16 protein-coding genes are annotated in these 17328 nt (G+C 69.6%); 6 read left to right on the top strand and 10 right to left on the bottom strand.

Annotated features, from left to right (window positions below; translation table 11 throughout):
* Nucleotides 1–51: 51 nt before the first annotated feature.
* Nucleotides 52–405: a DUF4345 domain-containing protein gene (locus tag INT51_RS14630; RefSeq protein WP_193106149.1), complete on the bottom strand. Its 354-nt coding sequence runs from the start codon at nucleotides 403–405 to the stop codon at nucleotides 52–54.
* A gap of 153 nt (nucleotides 406–558) precedes the next feature.
* On the opposite strand from INT51_RS14630, the gene INT51_RS14625 reads away from it, so the two are divergent.
* The 3 genes from INT51_RS14625 to INT51_RS14615 are packed head-to-tail and all read left to right on the top strand — an operon-like array spanning nucleotide 559 to nucleotide 3700.
* Nucleotides 559–1758: a type III polyketide synthase gene (locus INT51_RS14625; RefSeq protein WP_193106062.1), complete on the top strand. Its 1200-nt coding sequence runs from the start codon at nucleotides 559–561 to the stop codon at nucleotides 1756–1758.
* A complete protein-coding gene (locus tag INT51_RS14620; protein WP_304502206.1) occupies nucleotides 1755–2483 on the top strand; it encodes a class I SAM-dependent methyltransferase in 729 nt (242 codons plus the stop codon). The genes INT51_RS14625 and INT51_RS14620 overlap by 4 nt, the downstream gene beginning before the upstream one ends.
* Complete coding sequence (locus tag INT51_RS14615) at nucleotides 2483–3700, top strand: NAD(P)/FAD-dependent oxidoreductase (protein WP_193106061.1); 1218 nt, start codon at nucleotides 2483–2485, stop codon at nucleotides 3698–3700. Before INT51_RS14620 ends, INT51_RS14615 begins: the two co-directional genes overlap by 1 nt.
* 9 nt (nucleotides 3701–3709) lie before the next feature.
* On the opposite strand, the gene INT51_RS14610 is transcribed toward INT51_RS14615, so the two are convergent.
* Together INT51_RS14610 and INT51_RS14605 are read right to left on the bottom strand one after the other, a co-directional pair.
* Entirely contained in the window at nucleotides 3710–4720 is a 1011-nt protein-coding gene (locus INT51_RS14610) for a Fic family protein (RefSeq protein WP_304502205.1), read from the bottom strand.
* Between the two features lie 179 nt (nucleotides 4721–4899).
* The gene (locus INT51_RS14605; RefSeq protein WP_226832485.1) at nucleotides 4900–6324 is read right to left on the bottom strand and encodes an Nramp family divalent metal transporter; all 1425 of its coding nucleotides are present in this window, start codon (nucleotides 6322–6324) and stop codon (nucleotides 4900–4902) included.
* Nucleotides 6325–6503: 179 nt separating this feature from the next.
* Here INT51_RS14605 and INT51_RS14600 point away from each other — a divergent pair, with 179 nt between their 5' ends.
* Both INT51_RS14600 and INT51_RS14595 read left to right on the top strand, forming a co-directional pair.
* Complete coding sequence (locus INT51_RS14600) at nucleotides 6504–7748, top strand: alanine racemase (RefSeq protein ID WP_193106058.1); 1245 nt, start codon at nucleotides 6504–6506, stop codon at nucleotides 7746–7748.
* A 68-nt stretch (nucleotides 7749–7816) separates the two neighbouring features.
* Nucleotides 7817–8971: a phosphotransferase gene (locus tag INT51_RS14595; RefSeq protein ID WP_193106057.1), complete on the top strand. Its 1155-nt coding sequence runs from the start codon at nucleotides 7817–7819 to the stop codon at nucleotides 8969–8971.
* A gap of 114 nt (nucleotides 8972–9085) precedes the next feature.
* On the opposite strand, the gene INT51_RS14590 is transcribed toward INT51_RS14595, so the two are convergent.
* From INT51_RS14590 to INT51_RS14575, 4 genes are all read right to left on the bottom strand, one after another.
* Nucleotides 9086–9700: a LysE family translocator gene (locus tag INT51_RS14590; protein ID WP_304502204.1), complete on the bottom strand. Its 615-nt coding sequence runs from the start codon at nucleotides 9698–9700 to the stop codon at nucleotides 9086–9088.
* 186 nt (nucleotides 9701–9886) lie between these two features.
* Nucleotides 9887–10933: an aldo/keto reductase gene (locus INT51_RS14585; protein ID WP_193106056.1), complete on the bottom strand. Its 1047-nt coding sequence runs from the start codon at nucleotides 10931–10933 to the stop codon at nucleotides 9887–9889.
* 89 nt (nucleotides 10934–11022) lie between these two features.
* The gene (locus INT51_RS14580; protein WP_193106055.1) at nucleotides 11023–11958 is read right to left on the bottom strand and encodes an aldo/keto reductase family oxidoreductase; all 936 of its coding nucleotides are present in this window, start codon (nucleotides 11956–11958) and stop codon (nucleotides 11023–11025) included.
* A 124-nt stretch (nucleotides 11959–12082) separates the two neighbouring features.
* Nucleotides 12083–12946: an aldo/keto reductase gene (locus tag INT51_RS14575; RefSeq protein ID WP_193106054.1), complete on the bottom strand. Its 864-nt coding sequence runs from the start codon at nucleotides 12944–12946 to the stop codon at nucleotides 12083–12085.
* 101 nt (nucleotides 12947–13047) lie between these two features.
* On the opposite strand from INT51_RS14575, the gene INT51_RS14570 reads away from it, so the two are divergent.
* The gene (locus tag INT51_RS14570) at nucleotides 13048–13965 is read left to right on the top strand and encodes a LysR family transcriptional regulator (protein WP_193106053.1); all 918 of its coding nucleotides are present in this window, start codon (nucleotides 13048–13050) and stop codon (nucleotides 13963–13965) included.
* Between the two features lie 47 nt (nucleotides 13966–14012).
* Here the strand turns inward: INT51_RS14570 and INT51_RS14565 are convergent, their stop codons facing one another.
* The 3 genes from INT51_RS14565 to INT51_RS14555 are packed head-to-tail and all read right to left on the bottom strand — an operon-like array spanning nucleotide 14013 to nucleotide 17325.
* Complete coding sequence (locus INT51_RS14565) at nucleotides 14013–15440, bottom strand: sulfatase-like hydrolase/transferase (protein WP_193106052.1); 1428 nt, start codon at nucleotides 15438–15440, stop codon at nucleotides 14013–14015.
* 20 nt (nucleotides 15441–15460) lie between these two features.
* Entirely contained in the window at nucleotides 15461–16357 is an 897-nt protein-coding gene (locus INT51_RS14560) for a carbohydrate ABC transporter permease (RefSeq protein ID WP_193106051.1), read from the bottom strand.
* On the bottom strand, nucleotides 16354–17325 hold the full coding sequence (locus INT51_RS14555; protein ID WP_193106050.1) for a carbohydrate ABC transporter permease: 972 nt from the start codon (nucleotides 17323–17325) through the stop codon (nucleotides 16354–16356). Before INT51_RS14555 ends, INT51_RS14560 begins: the two co-directional genes overlap by 4 nt.
* Nucleotides 17326–17328 lie beyond the last annotated feature (3 nt).

The following is a 17328-nucleotide window of genomic DNA, read 5'->3' as shown; positions in this document are numbered from 1 at the left end:
GGCGTCGCGCGGCGCTGCCGGCCGTTGTCCGGCTGTTGTCGCGACGGGACCTCAGGGCACTCGTGGCGCCGTCCGGCTGCGTGGGCGTCGAGCGAGGACCTCGATCGCGACCGGTGTCGCGAGCTCGACGGCCAGCAGCACGTCGTGGAACCGATGCGGGCGGCCGAGCGTCCCGCGCGTGACGAGCCGGCCCGCTCCGCCGAGGGCCATCAATCCGCCGAGCACTCGCATCCGCTGCGTATCGTCCCGGGACGCCGCATCCAGCCACCCGATGCCGTACCCGACGAAGACCGTGCCCATGAAGCGCACGTGCGAATCGACCGTGGCATCGTCCGTCATTCCCGGCTCGGCCCTCGTCCCGCCCAGAGTCTGCAGACCGCCTATCGCCGCGCAGACGACGCCCATCGTGCGTGCAAAGTTTCTCAGCTCCATGTCTCGCTACCCTGCCCGCCCGCGGTGGGCGTGGCAAGAGGGAAATCCGAGGGCCGGATCCGGGCCGGGCACGACCGCAAGGTCCAACCCCTTGCCCCGGCGCGCTTCCCGTCCAGACAATGAACCATGACGGTCACCCTCCGGTCCTTGGAAGTCGCAGTCCCCGCTACGGAGCTCGCCCAGGAGGAGGTCCGTGACGTCTTCGCCGCGCAGCCCGGCCTGACCCGCCTCGGCGAACGCCTGGTCGCGACCTCGTTCAACTCCTCCGGCATCGAGCGGCGCTACAGCGCCTTGAACGAATGGGACGGGCCGCCACCCGGCGAGGAGCCCGTGTTCTTCGAAGCGGACACCGGCCGGTTCTTGAACCCCACCACCGCCGCCCGCAACCAGATCTTCGTCCGCGAGGCCACCGAGCTCTACACCCGGGTCGCTGCCTCCGCGCTGGAGGCCGCCGAGGGCATCTCCGCGGCAGACGTCACCCACGTCATCACCGTCTCCTGCACCGGGTTCTTCGCTCCCGGGCCCGACTACCGGATCGTGCGCGCCCTGGACCTCGACCCCTCCGTGCAGCGCTACCACCTGGGGTTCATGGGCTGCTACGCGGCGCTCCCGGCGCTGCGCCAGGCGCAGACCATCTGCCGCGCCGACCCGGATGCGGTGGTGCTGGTGGCCACAGTCGAGCTGTGCACCCTGCACGTGCGCACCTCGAACGACCCCGACACCATCGTCGGCTCCTCCCTGTTCGCCGACGGCGCCGCCGCCGCGATCGTCACCGGGAAGGACCTCCCCTCTGCCGCTCCCCTGCTGCAGCTGGATCACTTCGAGACCGTGCTGACACCCGTCGGCGAAGAGTCGATGGCGTGGAACATCGGCGACAACGGTTTCGAGATGGTGCTGGGCACCTACGTCCCGCACATCATCGACGAGCACATCACAGGCGCCCTTGCTCCCCTTCTGACCCACGACCCCTCGCTCGCCGATCTCCCCTACCGCGACATCGAGCACTGGGCGATCCACCCCGGCGGGCGCAGCATCCTGGACAAGGTCGAGGCCAAGCTCGAATTGGACGAGGCGCAGCTGGTCCCTGCCCGCGAGACGCTGCGGGACTACGGCAACATGTCCAGCGCGACCGTGATGTTCGTGCTGCAGAAGATCCTGCGCGCTGCGACGCCCGGCACTACGGAGCGCGTGTGCTCCATGGCGTTCGGGCCGGGCCTGACGGTGGAGACGGCTCTGCTGACCACGATCGGCGCCCCCTCCACGCCCGACGCCGGATCCGGCGCAGCACCGGAGACCGTGCCCGCGACGGGCCCGACGCGCCCGTGATCCTGCCCCGCCCCCCGGGCCCCCTCGCGCCCGATCTCACCGAGCGCGACCTCCGCGCCACCGAGCAGATGGACGACCCGCACTGCGACCTGCGGATGCTCGAGCGCACCTACGCCCAGTTCCGGCTCATCAATGCCGTGGTCGCGGGCTGGCGCGCCACCTACCGCCACCAACTGCGACCGCACCTGCATCCCACCGGCGTGACCACACTGCTGGACGTGGGCAGCGGCGGCGGGGACCTCTCCCGGGCGCTGGCGCGCTGGGCCCGCCGCGACGGCTTCGACCTGCGCGTCACCGGCATCGATCCCGATCCGCGGGCGCACGCCTGGGCGCGGCGTCAGCCGCCGGTCGAGGGGGTGCGGTTTCGTCGAGCGCTGTCCAGCACCCTGGTCTCCGACGGCGAGAGTTTCGATCTGGTCGTCTCCAACCACCTGCTCCATCATCTCGATCAGACTCAGCTGCGCGGCCTGCTCGCCGACTCCCAGCGCCTGGCCCGCACGGCCGTGGTGCACAGCGATATCCGGCGCGGCCGCGCCGCCTACGCCCTGTTCTCGGTCGGCACCTTGCCCGTCTTCCGCGGCTCCTTCATCCGCGAGGACGGGCTGACCTCGATCCGCCGCAGCTACACCGCCGGCGAGCTGCGAGCGGCCGTACCGCCTGGCTGGGACGTGACCGCGCTCGGCCCATGGCGTCTCCTGCTCACCCACAGCGCCGGCGCCTTGTGATGACGCCGACGAACTCCGCGAACCGCACAGAGCGTGCCTGCGAGGTGATGATCGTCGGCGGCGGACCGACGGGACTGTTCCTCGCGACCCTGCTGGCCGACCTGGGCGTGGATGTGCTCGTGCTGGAGCGCCGCGCCGCGCCCAGTGCCCACTCCCGCGCGATCGGTCTGCACCCTCCGGCGGTGGCCGCGCTGCACGAGGTGGGTGTGGCCGACGCCGCGGTGGCCGCCGGGGCGAGGATCCGGGGCGGGAGCGCGCGCAGCCGCGGTCGGGAGCTCGGGCGCCTGAGCTTCGAGCGAGCGTGGCCGCGTCGGCCGTTCGTGCTCTCTCTTCCGCAGAGCCGCACCGAGGAACTGCTCGAGGAGCGCCTGATCGAGCTCGCCCCCGCAGCGCTGCGGCGCGGCTGGGAGGTCACGGAGCTGCGCGCGACGCTCCATGGCGTGGAGGTGACCGCGCAGCCCGACCTCGGCGCTGACCCGGACGCCGGGCCCCTCATGGTTCGCGCCCGCGTGGTCGTGGGCGCCGACGGGGCCCGCAGCCGGGTGCGCGATCTCCTCGGGGTCGGCACCACCGGGGCGCAGTATCCGGACACCTACCTCATGGGCGACTTCGCCGCACCCGACGCAGCAGGCGCCGACCGCGACGCCGTCATCCATCTCGAACCCGGCGGCGTCGTCGAGTCCTTCCCGCTACCGGGCGGCGGAAATCGCTGGGTGGCGCACACCGGGCCCGCTCCCCCGTCAGCCGCCTCCCTCGATGACCTGGCAGAGATAGTCCGCACGCGCACGGGAGTACGCCTCGAGGCTGCGTCGGCCACGATGATCAGCGCGTTCACGGTGCGTCGTCGCACGGCGCGGGCACTGGTCACCGGGCGCTGCGTACTGATCGGCGACGCCGCCCACGAGATCAGCCCCATCGGCGGGCAGGGAATCACGCTCGGCTGGCTGGACGCCCTCGACCTCGCGCCGCTCCTGCAGCAGGCGGCGGAGAACCGACAACATGGCTCGCTGCGGAGCCACCCCGCCTGGCAGCGGTTCGAGCGGGCCTGCCGGAGTCGCGCCCGGATCGCCCGGCTCCTCGCGCACGCGAACATGGCGCTGGGCCGTCCGCTCCCGGTGCCACTTGCCGTGGCTCGGGACGTTGCCGTGCGGGTCGCGCTGGGCACGCCGGCTCGGCGCGTGATGGCGTGGGCGTACTCGATGGGGTGGGCGCGGTAACGCTGGCTCTCACCGCAAGCGATGCCACCGAGCGCCCCGACCCGTCCCCTCGGACCGGACCTGCCCTTGACTGCGCAACGCGTCCAGCGTGAGCCGGATCGTCTGGTCACTTATCCCGGGTAACGCAGCACGGACCTCGCCGATCGCGAAGAACTCCGGGGCGTGGTCCAGGACGTACCCGCGCACGCGATCCTGCTTGCTGCCCGTCGGGCGCTTCGACGCAGCACCCTCCTCGAAACGGTGATACGCCCCCGTCAACAGGGAGACGAAGTAGGTCAGCCAGGGCCACGGGTCATGCTCGTTCTCGTGCCACCCGTGAGTCGACTCCAACAGGGCCGCGTAGTACACATCGGCGGACTCGGCGATCAGCTGTTCGAGCGAGACGAACCGACCGATCCCGTAGCCTGCCTCCGCCAAAAGTGCATTGGTCAGCACGCGGGCGACTCGCCCGTTGCCGTCGTCGAAGGGATGGATGGTCAGCAGGTCCAAGACGAAGAGGCCGATCAGGAGAACAGGGTGGTGGTCTCCTGCCCGACGAGCTTCGACGTATCGCTCCAGGAGCTCCTGCAGCGTGTGTCCGGTCTGCGCGGCCGGCACCGGAGTGAAGCGAACTGTTCGGGACCCATCATCCGCCCGGTCGACGACGAGGTTGTCACTGCTCCTGAGCCTGCCGCCTCGCCCCGGAGTCTCGGAGAAGAGAAGGCGGTGCAGATGCAGGATCAGCCCGAGGTTGAGCGGACGCCATTCCTGCGCGTAGAGGTAGTCCAACGCACTGCGATACCCAGCAAACTCCTGCTCGCTGCGTGAACGGAGTCCTCGGACGGAACCGTCGATGATCTTGGCAGCACGCCCCTTGTCGGCGACCACGATTCCCTCGAGGGCAGACGACGCGGTGATCGACTCGACGCGTGCTCGCGCCGCCAGTGCCGTGAGCAGCTCCGGGAGTTGATTCGCGTAGAGCTCTTCTCGTCCGCGCCCGATATCGATCCGACTCAACTGACCGACGAGCGTGCCGGGCACTGACCCAAGAGTGCGATCCAGCGGGCCGAACGACTGCACGATGAACCACCAATCTTTCCGCCAAACTACCTAAGATGCCTCCAGATTAGTATGTTTAGCGCTTTTATGGGTAGGTTTCGGGACCGTTGAGCACGTCCTGCCCCCACTGCTCCGCCGCCAGCGCCGACCCGCCGCTCCCCTCAGCCGAGCACGTTCGTCGCTGCGGAGTAGATGCCCAGCGCGATGATCGCGACGGAGCTGACGATCAGGGCGACGTGGATGAAGCGCCCGCCCCGCAGCGCGGGCTCGACGCGTCCGCGCAGGTAGAGCGCGGAGACGGCGACCGCGGCCAGGAAGATTCCGCCCGCGATGCCGCCGACCATGATCATCACCAGGGGCGAGTTGATCCACAGGAAGGTCAGCAGCCACATGATCGGCAGGAACGCGATGAAGAAACGCATCCACCGCGTACGGGTGCGGCTGTGGGACCAGTCGAAGACGCCCACGATGGACAGCGCGTTGGCCCAGGATCGCGACCAGGACGGGATCGCGGCCCAGATCGTGGAGCCCAGCGCCGCGATCGCACCGATCAGGAAGATGATCCGGCCGGTCTCGCCGAACACCCCGGCGAAGGTCTCCGACAGGGTCAGGATCATCTCGTTGCCCTCGGGGACCAGGCCCTGCGGGTGCAGGACTGCGGCGCCGAGGAGGAAGAATGCTGCGGTCGAGACGGTGTAGATGACCCACGAGACGATGGCGTCCTTCTGCATGACCGCGATCCAGCCGCGGGCGCGCCGGCGGTACGCCTCGGATCCGTCGTTGGGGCCGGACCAGCGGGCGTAGCCCTTCTCGAGGCACCAGTAGGTGTAGGCGGTGATCTCCTCCGAGGCGACGCCGGTCAGGCCGAACATCGTCAGGGCGATGCCGAGGGCGCCGATCGGGAGCTGCAGGCCGAACCCGGAGGCCAGGTCCCCGCCGGAGTAGGCGAACTCGCTGAAGGGCAGCGCGAGGACCACGAAGATCGTGACCAGCACGAACGCCATGGTCAGGAACGTCGCGACGTTCTCGATGAGCCCGTAGCGGTTGGAGATCAGCGTGGCGATCGCGACCAGGGTGACGACCACGGCCCAGATCGTCACCGCTGCCGGCGACAGCGGCCCGAAGCCGAGGGGCAGCAGCATCGACAGCGCCGCAGCCATCCCGCCGATGAGGCCGCCGGTCTGGATCAGTTTGCTCAGCGCCATCAGCGCCCACATCACGAAGACCCAGCTGACGGGCCCGATGCGCGGCGGCACGCGGTTGTAGCCCTCCATGGCGCCCTCGCCGGTGACGATCGAGTAGCGGGCCATCTCCACCTGCACGGCCACCTTGACGATGGTCGAGATGAACACCAGCCACAGCAGCACGAACCCGGCCTGTGCGCCGAGCGAGGTCGCGGTGATGAGTTCGCCGGCGCCCACCACGGAGGCAGAGACGATCAGGCCGGGGCCGAAGAACTTCGAGGAGGCGCGCCAACCGACGGGAGGTTCCTTCACCGCCGACGCGTCGAGCGAGTACGGGTCGCCGCTGACGAACCTCGCAGCGGGCGTGTTCTCGTGGTCTGGATCCAGGGCGGACTCGGTCAACAGTGACTCCTCGGTCGAAGGGCGCCGCGCGGCGCCCCTGGGCGGGAACCAACCTAGCCCCCTTCGGGCTCGAGCCCGAGGTGCAGCGCCCATTCGAGCAGGCCCCTGCCCACCTTGCATAATCCCAGCAAACCCCGGAGAGTTGCCGTTCACCGCCGTCCAGTGGAGTGAGGTCGCCCATGTCCCAGCACGCCCAGCGCACCGTCGAGGCGGTCGACAAGTCGTTCCCGGCAGGCCTCGTCGGCCGCCCGATCAGCGAGCTGAACGCTCCGCTGGCGGAGTTCTCCACACCCCTGCTGGTGCTCGATGAGCAGGCGATGGCGCACAACCTGCAGGTGATGGCGAGGTGGACCGGCGAGCGCGGGCTCGAGCTGATGCCGCACGGGAAGACCACGATGGCGCCCGTGCTGTGGCGCCGCCAGCTCGAGGCGGGCTGCACGGGGATCACGGTCGCGACCGGCTGGCAGGCGGACGTCGCCCTGCGGGCCGGCATCTCGACCGTGCAGATCGCCAACACCTGCACCGATCCGGCCCTGCTGCGGCGGCTCGCCGCCCATCTCACGCAGCACCCGGAGCAGGAGCTCGTGTGCTGGGCCGATTCTCTCGCGACGATCGACCTGCTCGAGCGCGAGCTGCCGGAGGGGTCGCGCCTGGGGGTGCTGGTGGAGCTCGGCGCCGCGGGCGGGCGCACCGGCGCGCGGGAGGAGGACCAGGCCCAGGCGATCGCCGAACGGGTGTCCGCCTCGAGCGTGCTCTCGCTGTACGGGGTCGCCGGCTACGAAGGAGCGCTGGCCCATGATCGTTCCGAGGATGCTCTGGAGATCGTCGGCGCGTACTGCGATCGTCTGGCCGCACTGGTGGATAGCGTCCGCCCTCTCATCACCGGCACTCCCTGGGTCACCGCAGGGGGCAGCGCCTACTTCGACCTGGTCGCCAGCAGTTTCGAGCCCCTGACGGACGTGCGGGCGATCCTGCGTTCAGGCGCGTACATCGTGCACGACAGCGGCTTCTACCGGGGCATCTCCCCGCTGGATACCCTCCGGGACGTCGCCGAGGAGTCGGCCCTGCTGCCCGCGATGCGCGCCTACGCGCGAGTGGTGTCGATGCCCGAGCCGGGGCTCGCGCTGCTCGACGCCGGCAAGCGCGACGTGCCCTTCGACGAGGGGCTGCCCATCCCCCGTGCGTTCGCCTCCACACTCGGCGGTGAGGAGCGCGTGTTCGCAGCGGAGAGCGCTGCGGAGATCACAGCGCTGAACGACCAGCACACCTTCCTGCGCTGGCAGGGGGAGTCCGAGCTCGCGATCGGTGACGTCGTCACGCTCGGCCTCTCCCACCCCTGCACGGCCTTCGACAAGTGGCGGCTGATCCCGATCCTCGACGCGGCCACCGGCGTCGTGGGCGAGGCCGTCGAGACGTTCTTCTAGAATGCGCCTCTCCCGGCTCTCGGCCTCCGTCGACCTCCCGTCGCAGCACCCGCCGTTACCCTGAGGCGGTGCCCGCCCACCCCCTGACGGCCGCCCGTCGAGACCGGATACGTACCGCTCTGTCCCGACTCGCCGGCGGGCCCGTCCGATTGACGTCCGAGCAGCACGTCGGCCACGACGCGGCCCCGGTCACTCGTCTGGGTCTGGATCGGGACGTTCCCGGGATCGGCTCGACGATCATGGCCAAGACCCGCCGGGTCGAGGGCGAAGGACACGGAGGACCTGCCTTCCTGCGCCGCGAGGTCGCCGCGTTGACCACGGCCCTGCCCAGCGAGGTCACCGCCCACGCCGTGCACGTCGACGACGATGCGGGGGTGATGCTCCAGACCGACCTCGGCGAGTGGCCCACGCTGCAGGATCATCTGGTGGGAGAGGACCCGGCTGCGGCTGCCGCGGGCATGGTGGAGATGGCGATCGCCGTCGGACGGCTGCACGCCTCCACCGTCGACCGGCGTGCTGAGCATCAGCGAGCCCTTGCTGCCTTGTCCGCCGACGTGGAGACCGGTCTGAACTACGTGTACGGGATGGAGCGCTGGGACGAGATCGAGCAGGTGTGCGCCGGTCTGGGCCTGCCGTCGGGCCGGCAGGCCCGGGACGAGGTGGTCCCCCTGCTGCGACGAGCGGCCGATCCTGGCCGGTCCGCGGCGCTCACCCACCTGGACCTGAATCCGACCAACGTGCTGCTCACCGATGCCGGGGCACGCCTGGTCGACTTCGAGGGCAGCCGATTCGGGCACCTCGGCATCGACGCCTGCTTCCTGTACTACCCGTTCCCGCACCACAGCACTCCCTGGGGAATCGTGCCGGACGACGTCGTCGCCTCCGCCGATGCGGCCTACCGCACGGCATTGGCCGACGGCGGCGCCCACCAGGTGATCGACGGGTACGACCGGGTGCTTGCGGACGGAGCAGCCATCGTCCTCATCGGACGGCTCGCTCGACTGCCGCTGATCTCCCGACCGGACCAGTCGCCGCATGACAGCTGGCGGCGCCGGGGGCAGACCGTGCAGCAGATACGGGCCTTCACCCAGCTCGCGGAGCGGGCCGGCAGCCTGCCGGCCCTCAGCGACTGGCTCTGCACGCTGTCGGACGCGATGACCACCCGATGGCCCGACGCCGCCCACCCGCCGGCGCCGCTGTTCCCCGCATTCACCGCAGAGTAAATCGCGTGCCGGATGCTGAAGCCGATCTGCGACGCGGGCGCCGGCGTCGCGGGCGAGGGGCCGCTTCGCTGCCTCCCCGGGCCGCACCGACGCGGTGGGACCGGCTTGCTGCTCCTATGTCGCGCGGTGAGGCTCGACCGCCAATTTGACGGCGAACCCGGCGAGCACGCCTCCCGACGCCCAACGCTGCACCCGCATCGCGTTCGGACGGCGGCGCAGGAAGCCCGCGAGCCGACCCGCGGTGAGGACGACGAGGCCGTTGACCGCGACTCCGACGACGATCTGCACGCCGCCGAGGATCAGGAACTGCGGCCAGACAGGCCGCGAGGCATCGATGAATTGCGGCAGCACCGCGGCGTACAGGATCGCGATCTTCGGGTTCAGCAGGTTCGTGAGAAGACCTGCCCCGAACAGTCTCACCGGACGGATGGGCGTGACCTCCTCCGGCTCGAACACCGAACGACCCGATGGGCGCAGCATCTGCCAGGCGAGGTAGCCGAGATAGACAGCTCCGGCGATCTTGACGAGGAGGAAGGCTGTCGGCACGGCGGCGAAAAGCGCGGCCAGCCCCAGCGTCGCAGCCACGAGATAGACGACGAATCCGACTGCCGTCCCGCCGAGCGCCATCAAGCCGGCACGGACACCCTGGCCGATCGAACGCGCTGCCAGATGGACCATGTTGGGGCCGGGCGTGATCGCCATCCCCAGCTCGATGAGCGCGATGCCCACCACTGCTGTCCAGCTCACCATCATGCCGTTCCCGTCGTCGCCCACCCCGTACTGCCAGCTCCCACGCTACGGGATCGCGGAGGGGTCGGCGCGGCACCGCGACGCACCACGACCGTCGCTGCGAAGAACGCCGAGCCGCAGCTCGACGGCCTCGGGCGCCGGCCCCGCGACCGGCGCCCGAGGCTTCTATCGGCCGCCCCCGAGCTTGCGGTGGCGCTGCTGGGTGCCTGCGACTCCGTAGGGGTAGTCCTCGATCTCGGGGGCGCTGGCCGTCGTGAGCTGGTCCAGCTGCTCCGTGGTCAGGGTGAGGGCGGCTGCTCCCATGTTGTCGCGCAGCTGCTCGAGGGTCCGGACCCCGAGGATGACGGAGGTGACGGCGGGCTGAGCGGCCAGCCAGGCGAGGGCCACCTGCGAGGAGGTGGCCCCCTGCTGGTCCGCGACAGCGGCGACGGCGTCGAGGACCCGCCAGGTGCGCTCGTCCGCGTTGCGCTTGGCCCAGGCCTCCATGCCCCGGTCCGGGTTCTCGCCCAGACGCGTCGCCCCGCTGGGCTGTTGGTCGCGGCGGTACTTCCCGCTGAGCCAGCCTCCGCCGAGCGGCGACCACGGCAGCAGTCCGATGCCGGCGTCGAGGGATGCCGGGACGATCTCGTGCTCGATCCCGCGCACGAGGAGGTTGTACTGGGGCTGCAGGGTCACGGGCAGCTCCCATCCGCGCTGCTGGGCGACGTGGATCGCCTTGGTGAGCTGCCATCCGGTGACGTTCGAGAACCCGTAGTAGCCGATCTTGCCGGCGGAGACCGCGTCGTCGAGGAAGCGCAGGGTCTCCTCCAGTGGGGTGATCGCATCCCACGCGTGGAGCTGGTAGAGGTCGATGTGATCGACCCCGAGTCGTCGCAGGGACGCCTCGAGGGCGGTGCGCAGGTGGCGGCGCGAGGTGCCGAGGTCGTTGGGCCCCGCCCCCATCGGGAAGCGGCCCTTGGTGGCGAGGACGATCTGCTCCGCCTCGGTGGGGTGGGCGGCCAGCCAGCGCCCGATGATCTCCTCGCTGACACCGGCGCTGTAGACGTCGGCGGTGTCGACGAAGTTGCCGCCCGCGCCGACGTAGGCGTCCAGGAGCGCATGCGACGCGGCCTCGTCGGCCTCGGCCCCGAAGGTCATCGTGCCGAGGGCATGGGTGGACACGACGGCGCCGCTGCGGCCGAGAGTGCGGTAGGTGACGGAATCCTGGGTCATGGCACGTTCTCCTGAAAGGTGGGATCGGGTGGTGCTCGCCGCTGGGCGGCGAGCCGCATCGGGACGGACCGCGCGGAGCGGACCCGAGGTCACGGCACGAGGTGCCCGGAGGCGCGGAAGAGTTCGTACCACTCGGGGCGGGTGAGGGGCACCTCGGAGCCGAGGGCCGCCCCGGCGACGCGCTCGGGGGTGGTGGTGCCGAGCACGACCTGCATCTGGGCCGGATGGCGCGTGATCCAGGCGGTGGCGATGGCGATCGGCGGCACGTCGTACGAGGCGGCGAGCCGGTCGATCACGGCGTTGAGCTCTGCGTGGTCGGGCGAGCCGAGGAAGGTGCCGTTGAAGAACCCTGCCTGGAACGGGGACCACGCCTGGACGGTGATGTCGTGCAGACGGCAATAGTCGAGGATCCCTCCGCCGTCCCGGGTGACGGACTGCTCCTGGTCGAGCATGTTCGCCGCGACGCCCTGGGCGATGAGCGGTTCGTGGGTGATGGACAGCTGCAGCTGGTTGGCGACGATCGGCTGGTTCACGTGCTTGCGCAGCAGGTCGATCTGGCGCGGCGTGTGGTTCGAGACGCCGAAGCTGCGCACCTTGCCGGACGATTCGAGCTCGTCGAAGGCGCGGGCGACCTCCTCGGGCTCGACGAGTGCATCGGGACGGTGCAGCAGCAGGATGTCGATGTGGTCGGTCTCCAGCGCGGAGAGCGACCCCTCGACGGATTCGATGAGGTGCTCGTAGGAGAAGTCGAAGTACGGCCCGTCCCCGACGATCCCGGCCTTGGTCTGGATCGTGATCTCGTCGCGCTGGGACGGGGTCAGCTGCATCGCCTCGGCGAAGCGGCGCTCGCATCCGTGCAGATCCTTGCCGTAGACGTCGGCATGGTCGACGAAGTCGATGCCCGCGTCGCGGGCGGTGCGGACGAGTTCGCGCACCTCGTCGTCGGTCTTCTCGGCGATGCGCATCAGGCCGAGCACGACGTTCGGGGCGAGGATCTCGGTTCCGGGCAGGGTGAAGGTCTTCATGGGGGTGTCCTTTCGAGGGTGTGCCTCGCAGGGCTTGCGAGGCAGGGCAGGCACGGACAGAGGTGTGTTGAGCGGGCGGTGCTGCGGGGGTCGTGCAGCGGGGGCATGACGAACGCGTGCGGCGTCAGCTCTCGCGGGACAGGGAGGCGAGTTCGGCCGTGCTCAGCTCGATCTCGGCAGCCTGCACGGAGTCGATGATGCTCGCGGGGCGGGAAGCGCCGGGAATGGGGATGACCTGCGGGGCGAGGGCGAGCTCCCAGGCGAGCGCGATCTGCTGCGGGCTGACACCGTGGGCGTCGGCGACGGCCTGGAAGGCGGTGTGGTTCTCCCCGACCGCGCCCGCGCGGCTGATCCCGCCCAGCGGCGACCAGGGAAGGAAGGCGATGCCCCGTGCGGCGCAGTGGCGGAGCTCCTCGAGGCTCGAGCGGAATGCCGGCGAGAACTGGTTCTGCACCGAGACCAGGCGCCCGCCGAGCACCTGGTGGGCCTCGTCGATCTGGGCGATGCTCGCGTTGGAGATGCCGGCCATGGCGATGACACCCTCGTCGAGGAGGTCGGCCAGAGCGCCGATCGAGTCGGCGTAAGCCACCTCGGGGTCCGGGCGATGGAACTGGAACAGGCCGATCGTCTCGACGCCGAGCCGACGGGCAGAGGCCTTCGCCGCGTCCTTCAGATACTCCGGCCGGCCGTCAAGGGTCCACGAGCCATCGCCGGGACGCAGGTGCCCGCCCTTGGTCGCGACGAGCACCTCGTCGGTCATCGTGGAGGAGCTGCGCAGAGCTCGGGCGATGAGCTCCTCGTTGTGGCCGACCTCGCCGGGGTCGCGATGGTAGGCGTCGGCGGTATCGAAGAGCGTCACGCCCGCATCGAGGGCGGCGTGGATCGTCTCGATCGATCGGGCCTCGTTGGGGCGCCCTTCGATGGACATCGGCATGCCGCCGAGACCGATGGTGCTGACGGTGCGCCCGCCGAGAGTACGTTGCTGCACAGGATGCCTTCCGGTCGATGTGGTTGTGCAGTCACGGTAGGCACCGACATACTAGAAGTAAAACAACTGCTCGTCATGCAATTGAGAAATGGTGTTGATCAATGGATCTGCGACAGATGGAGTACGTGGTCGCCCTCGCGGACGAGCAGCAGTTCACGCGCGCGGCAGCCGTCTGCCGGGTCTCGCAGTCGGGGCTGTCCGCGGCGATCCGCAACCTCGAGGACGAGCTCGGCACGCCGCTGTTCACCCGCACCACCCGTCGCGTCGACACCACCGACGCCGGGCTCGCCCTGCTGCCCTTCGCGCGGGCCACGCTCGCCCAGGCGGCCGCGGGCCGCGACGCGGTGGTCCGCGCCACCCACTCGCTCTCGGGCCGGCTGTACGTCGGGGCGGAGCAGTGCCTCGGCGTCGTGGACGTGCCGCCGCTGCTCGAGCGGTTCCATCGTCGGTATCCGCTCGTCGACATCCACTTCACCCAGGCCGGTTCCCACGACCTCGTCACGCAGATCCACGCGGGCACCCTCGATGTCGCCTTCGTCGCCACCACCGAGCACCTCGCGACCGTGCACAGCACGGAGCTCGGACGGCGACCGGTCGTGCTGCTCGCACCGCCCGGACACCCGCTCGCGTCCGGCTCGAGCGTGGAATGGGCCGCACTGCGCGATCACGAGTTCATCGACTTCCGCGAATCCTGGGGCGTGCGATCGCTCAACGAGGCGGCCTGCTCGGAACTCGGAGCGTCGAGGCGGGTCCGGTGCACCGTCGATGACATCCACACCCTTCTCGACCTGATCCACCGCGGCCTCGGCATCGCCCTCGTCCCACAGCACGTCGCCGAGAAACCCGAGGCCGCGGGCCTCACCACGATCCGGCTCCCCCGCGAGACCACCCCGGAATGGGTGGTCTCCGCCGTCACCGCCAACCACGCCGACGCCTCGGCCGCACGACTCCTGGACCTCCTCGATCCCCCGGCACGCACCCCGCAGCTGCTCCCGGGCCTCCTCCACGCTGCGCGGTGAGCGCAGGTCGCGCCGTGGACGTCGTCGAGGTGTCCGCTGGACTCCCGTCACCAGGGAGCGAGCTGCGGGTTCCTGCGGTCCTCGATGCCTGAGAGGACGTCGAGCATCCGCTCCGTGAGCTCGAGGCGCACGCCGAGATGCGCGCCGTCGGCCCACAGGTTCTCGAGCTCCCCCGGGTCCGACTCGAGGTCGTACAGCTCGCCCGCACGGTCCCTCGAAGTGCCCGGGGGTCCGTGGTGCGCGATGAGCTTCCATCTGTCGTGTCGAAGCATCGTCAGGTGCGCCCCCGGGTTCGCCGGGTCCCCGCCGGAGCGGTACTGGCTGAGCGCCCAGTCCCGCCAGTCGACCTCCTCACCGCGGAGCAGCGGGGTCAGGCTCTCCCCCTGCATCTGCCGTGGACGGTCGAGCCCCGCGACGTCGAGGAAGGTGGGGGCGAGATCGACCCACTGCACGAGCTCGGTGCGTCGCGTGCCCTCCGCGACGACGCCCGGCCAGCGGACGATGAGTGGCACCCGCACCGAGCAGTCGTACATGAAGGGGCCCTTGCGCAGGAGCTGGTGGTCGCCGAGCAGCTCACCGTGGTCGCTCGTGAACACGACGATCGTGTTCTCGGCGAGCCCTTCCTCGTCGAGAGCGTCGAGGATCCGCCCCACCTCGTCGTCGACGAGGCTCACCATCGCGTAGTAGGCCGTGCGGACCTCGTCCAGCTCCTGCTCGGTGTGCTCGACGTAGCTGGGCAGGCCGCCGCCGAGGCGCTGGGATGCGAGGCGCTGGATCTCCGGCTTGTCGTCGAGCTCCCCGTCGCGGGTGTTGATCGGTGGGAGCTCGACGTCGTCGTAGCGGCGGATGTACTCCTCCGGCGCCCCGAAGCCGTGGTGCGGATCGAAGAAGTTGGAGACGAAGAAGAACGGCTGATCCGTCCGGCGGTCGGTGCGCAGGAAGGAGATCGTCTCCTCCGCGATCCAATGGCTGTAGTGCGCCTCGGTCGGCATGGAGTCGAACAGGCGACGGTCTTCGAGCGCGCGCTCGTACAGCTCGGGCCGCCTCGACCGCAGCCATCGGTGATACGCGTTCTCGCTGGAGCCGGGGTACGGGTCGTGTGCCCATCGGAAGACTCGGAATCCGTCGTCGAGGCGTGGCTCGGTGCGACCGTCGAAGCAGGAGCTGAGGTGGAACTTCCCCACGAGACCGCAGTCGTATCCGGCCTCGGCCAGGTCCTTCGAGAACACCCGCGTGTCCGGGTCGATGTCGACGCCGTTCTCGTAGAGGCCATGGGTCGAGACGAATGTGCTCGTCATCAGGCTTGCGCGCGACGGCGAGCACACCGGATTCTGCACATAGCAGTTCTCGAACAGTGCCCCCTGCGCGGCGAGCCGGTCGAGGTGCGGGGTGCTCACGGCCGTGTTCCCCGCCGCCGCCACCATGTCGAAGCGCTGCTGATCGGTCGAGATGAGCAGGATGTTCGGCTGAGTCATGGCCTTCCCTTCCGTGGAGATCACTGCTTCACCGCGCCGGCGATGGAGTCGACGAACTTCTTCTGCAGGATGACGAACACGATCACCACCGGGACCAGCGAGATCACGGCTCCCGCCGCCATCCCCGACCAGTCCTGCCCGTAGTCGTCCACGAAGGAGGTCATGCCGATCGCGAGCGTCTGCAGATCCGGGTTGCTGAGCGTGAACACCAGGGGCAGCAGGTAGGCGTTCCACGCGGCCAGGAAGGTCAGTATCACCACCGTGGCGGTGATCGGCCACGAGAGCGGCAGCATGACCTGGAAGAAGGTGCGGAACGCACCCGCCCCGTCGAGCTTCGCGCTCTCCTCGAGCTCCTTCGGCAGGCCGCGGAAGAACCCGGCGTACAGCAGTGTCGCTGCGATGTGACCCCCGGCGCCGAGGCCGAGGATCACGCCCGCATGCGTGTTCAGCAGACCGAGCTGGTCGGTGAGCTGCGTGATGGGGATGATCGTGTATCCCTCCGGGAGGAAGAACGTCACGAGGAAGATGCCGATGAGAATCTTCTTCCCCGGGAAGCTGTAGCGCCCCAGCACGTACCCGGCGAGCGCGCTGCGCACCACGACGATCACGATGGCGCCGACCGTGATGATCACGGTGTTGAGGAAGTACTGCGCGAACCCCGCCTCCGTCCAGGCGCGCACATAGTTCTCCCATCGGAAGGTCTCGGGAATCAGGGTGAGCCCGCTGCCGAAGATCTCGGAGGACTGCTTGAGCGAGGCCGACACCAGCCAGATGAACGGGTAGACCCACAGCAGCGTCATCACGACGAGCAGCACGAAGGTGGCGATGCGCCGCACGCTCCAGGGGCGCCGACGGCGCCGCGGTGCGCGCTTCCCCGCCTCGCGGGTGGTGGGGACGGTGGTCTCGGTGAGCGTCATGAGTTCCCTCCCGGCATCATGCCGCGGGCCGCGCGGATGCCGAACGCCTGCACGATCGCGAGGACGACGGTGAGCAGACCGAACAGGACGGCGGCAGCGGAGGCGTACCCGAGCTGCGGTGTCGTGGCGGCGAAGGCCGTGCGATAGATGAAGATCTCGATCACCTCGGAGGAGAACGCCGGGCCGCCGCCGGTCATCGTCTGCATGAGGTCGAAGACGTTCAAAGCGCTGACCGTGTCGATGAGCGTGATGATGATGAGGAAGGGGATCAGCAGCGGAAGCGTGACCCGCCAGAACTCCTGCCACCCGCTGGCCCCGTCGAGCTGTGCGGCCTCGTGCACGTCGGTCGGGACCGTCTGCAGGGCGGCGAGCCAGTAGATCATCGTGATGCCCAACCATTTCCAGACCCATACCGCGACGCCGGACCACAGCGAGGTATCGGGATGGGCGACGAAGTTGACGGGAGTGTCGGTGATCCCCGCCCAGACGAGCGCGAGGCTGATGGGCCCCTGCGCATCGAGCAGCAGGGTGAAGACGATGCCGATGATCGCGCCGGTCGTCACGACCGGGAGGAAGAACAGCGTCCGGAAGACTCCCTTGAACGGCGTCGACCGGCTGTTGAGCCAGAGGGCGAGCAGGAGAGCCAGCACCACCCGGGTCGGCATGGCGACCACGAGGAACAGCAGCGACTTCCCGAACGCGTTCCAGAACAGCGGGTCGTTCCACAGCTGGACGAAGTTCTCCAGGCCGTTGAAGGTCCCGGCGAGCGCGAACCCGGGCCAGTCCATGAACGCGTACACCCAGCTCGCCAGGAGCGGATACACCGTGTACAGGCCGTAGCCGACGAGGGTGGGCAGGAGGAAGAGGTAGACCCACCAGTGCTCGCGGAGCCTGCGGGCGAAGGACTGCCTGGTCCTCGGCCTGTCGGCCCGGGCGCTCCGGGTCAGGTCGGAGGACACGAACGTCATGGT

Source organism: Brachybacterium sp. FME24 (genome assembly GCF_014897705.1).
Lineage (GTDB): Bacteria > Actinomycetota > Actinomycetes > Actinomycetales > Dermabacteraceae > Brachybacterium.
Note: the sequence above shows the minus strand (reverse complement) of the source record. Positions and strands in the feature narration are given on the sequence as shown.

Excerpts from the sequence above, each read along its gene's own strand:
- INT51_RS14630 (WP_193106149.1), bottom strand. The coding sequence starts at position 405 with ATGGGCGTCGTCTGCGCGGCGATAGGCGGTCTGCAGACTCTGGGCGGG.
- INT51_RS14625 (WP_193106062.1), top strand. The coding sequence starts at position 559 with ATGACGGTCACCCTCCGGTCCTTGGAAGTCGCAGTCCCCGCTACGGAG.
- INT51_RS14615 (WP_193106061.1), top strand. The coding sequence starts at position 2,483 with ATGACGCCGACGAACTCCGCGAACCGCACAGAGCGTGCCTGCGAGGTG.
- INT51_RS14600 (WP_193106058.1), top strand. The coding sequence starts at position 6,504 with ATGTCCCAGCACGCCCAGCGCACCGTCGAGGCGGTCGACAAGTCGTTC.
- INT51_RS14585 (WP_193106056.1), bottom strand. The coding sequence starts at position 10,933 with ATGACCCAGGATTCCGTCACCTACCGCACTCTCGGCCGCAGCGGCGCC.
- INT51_RS14580 (WP_193106055.1), bottom strand. The coding sequence starts at position 11,958 with ATGAAGACCTTCACCCTGCCCGGAACCGAGATCCTCGCCCCGAACGTC.
- INT51_RS14570 (WP_193106053.1), top strand. The coding sequence starts at position 13,048 with ATGGATCTGCGACAGATGGAGTACGTGGTCGCCCTCGCGGACGAGCAG.
- INT51_RS14565 (WP_193106052.1), bottom strand. The coding sequence starts at position 15,440 with ATGACTCAGCCGAACATCCTGCTCATCTCGACCGATCAGCAGCGCTTC.
- INT51_RS14560 (WP_193106051.1), bottom strand. The coding sequence starts at position 16,357 with ATGACGCTCACCGAGACCACCGTCCCCACCACCCGCGAGGCGGGGAAG.
- INT51_RS14555 (WP_193106050.1), bottom strand. The coding sequence starts at position 17,325 with ATGACGTTCGTGTCCTCCGACCTGACCCGGAGCGCCCGGGCCGACAGG.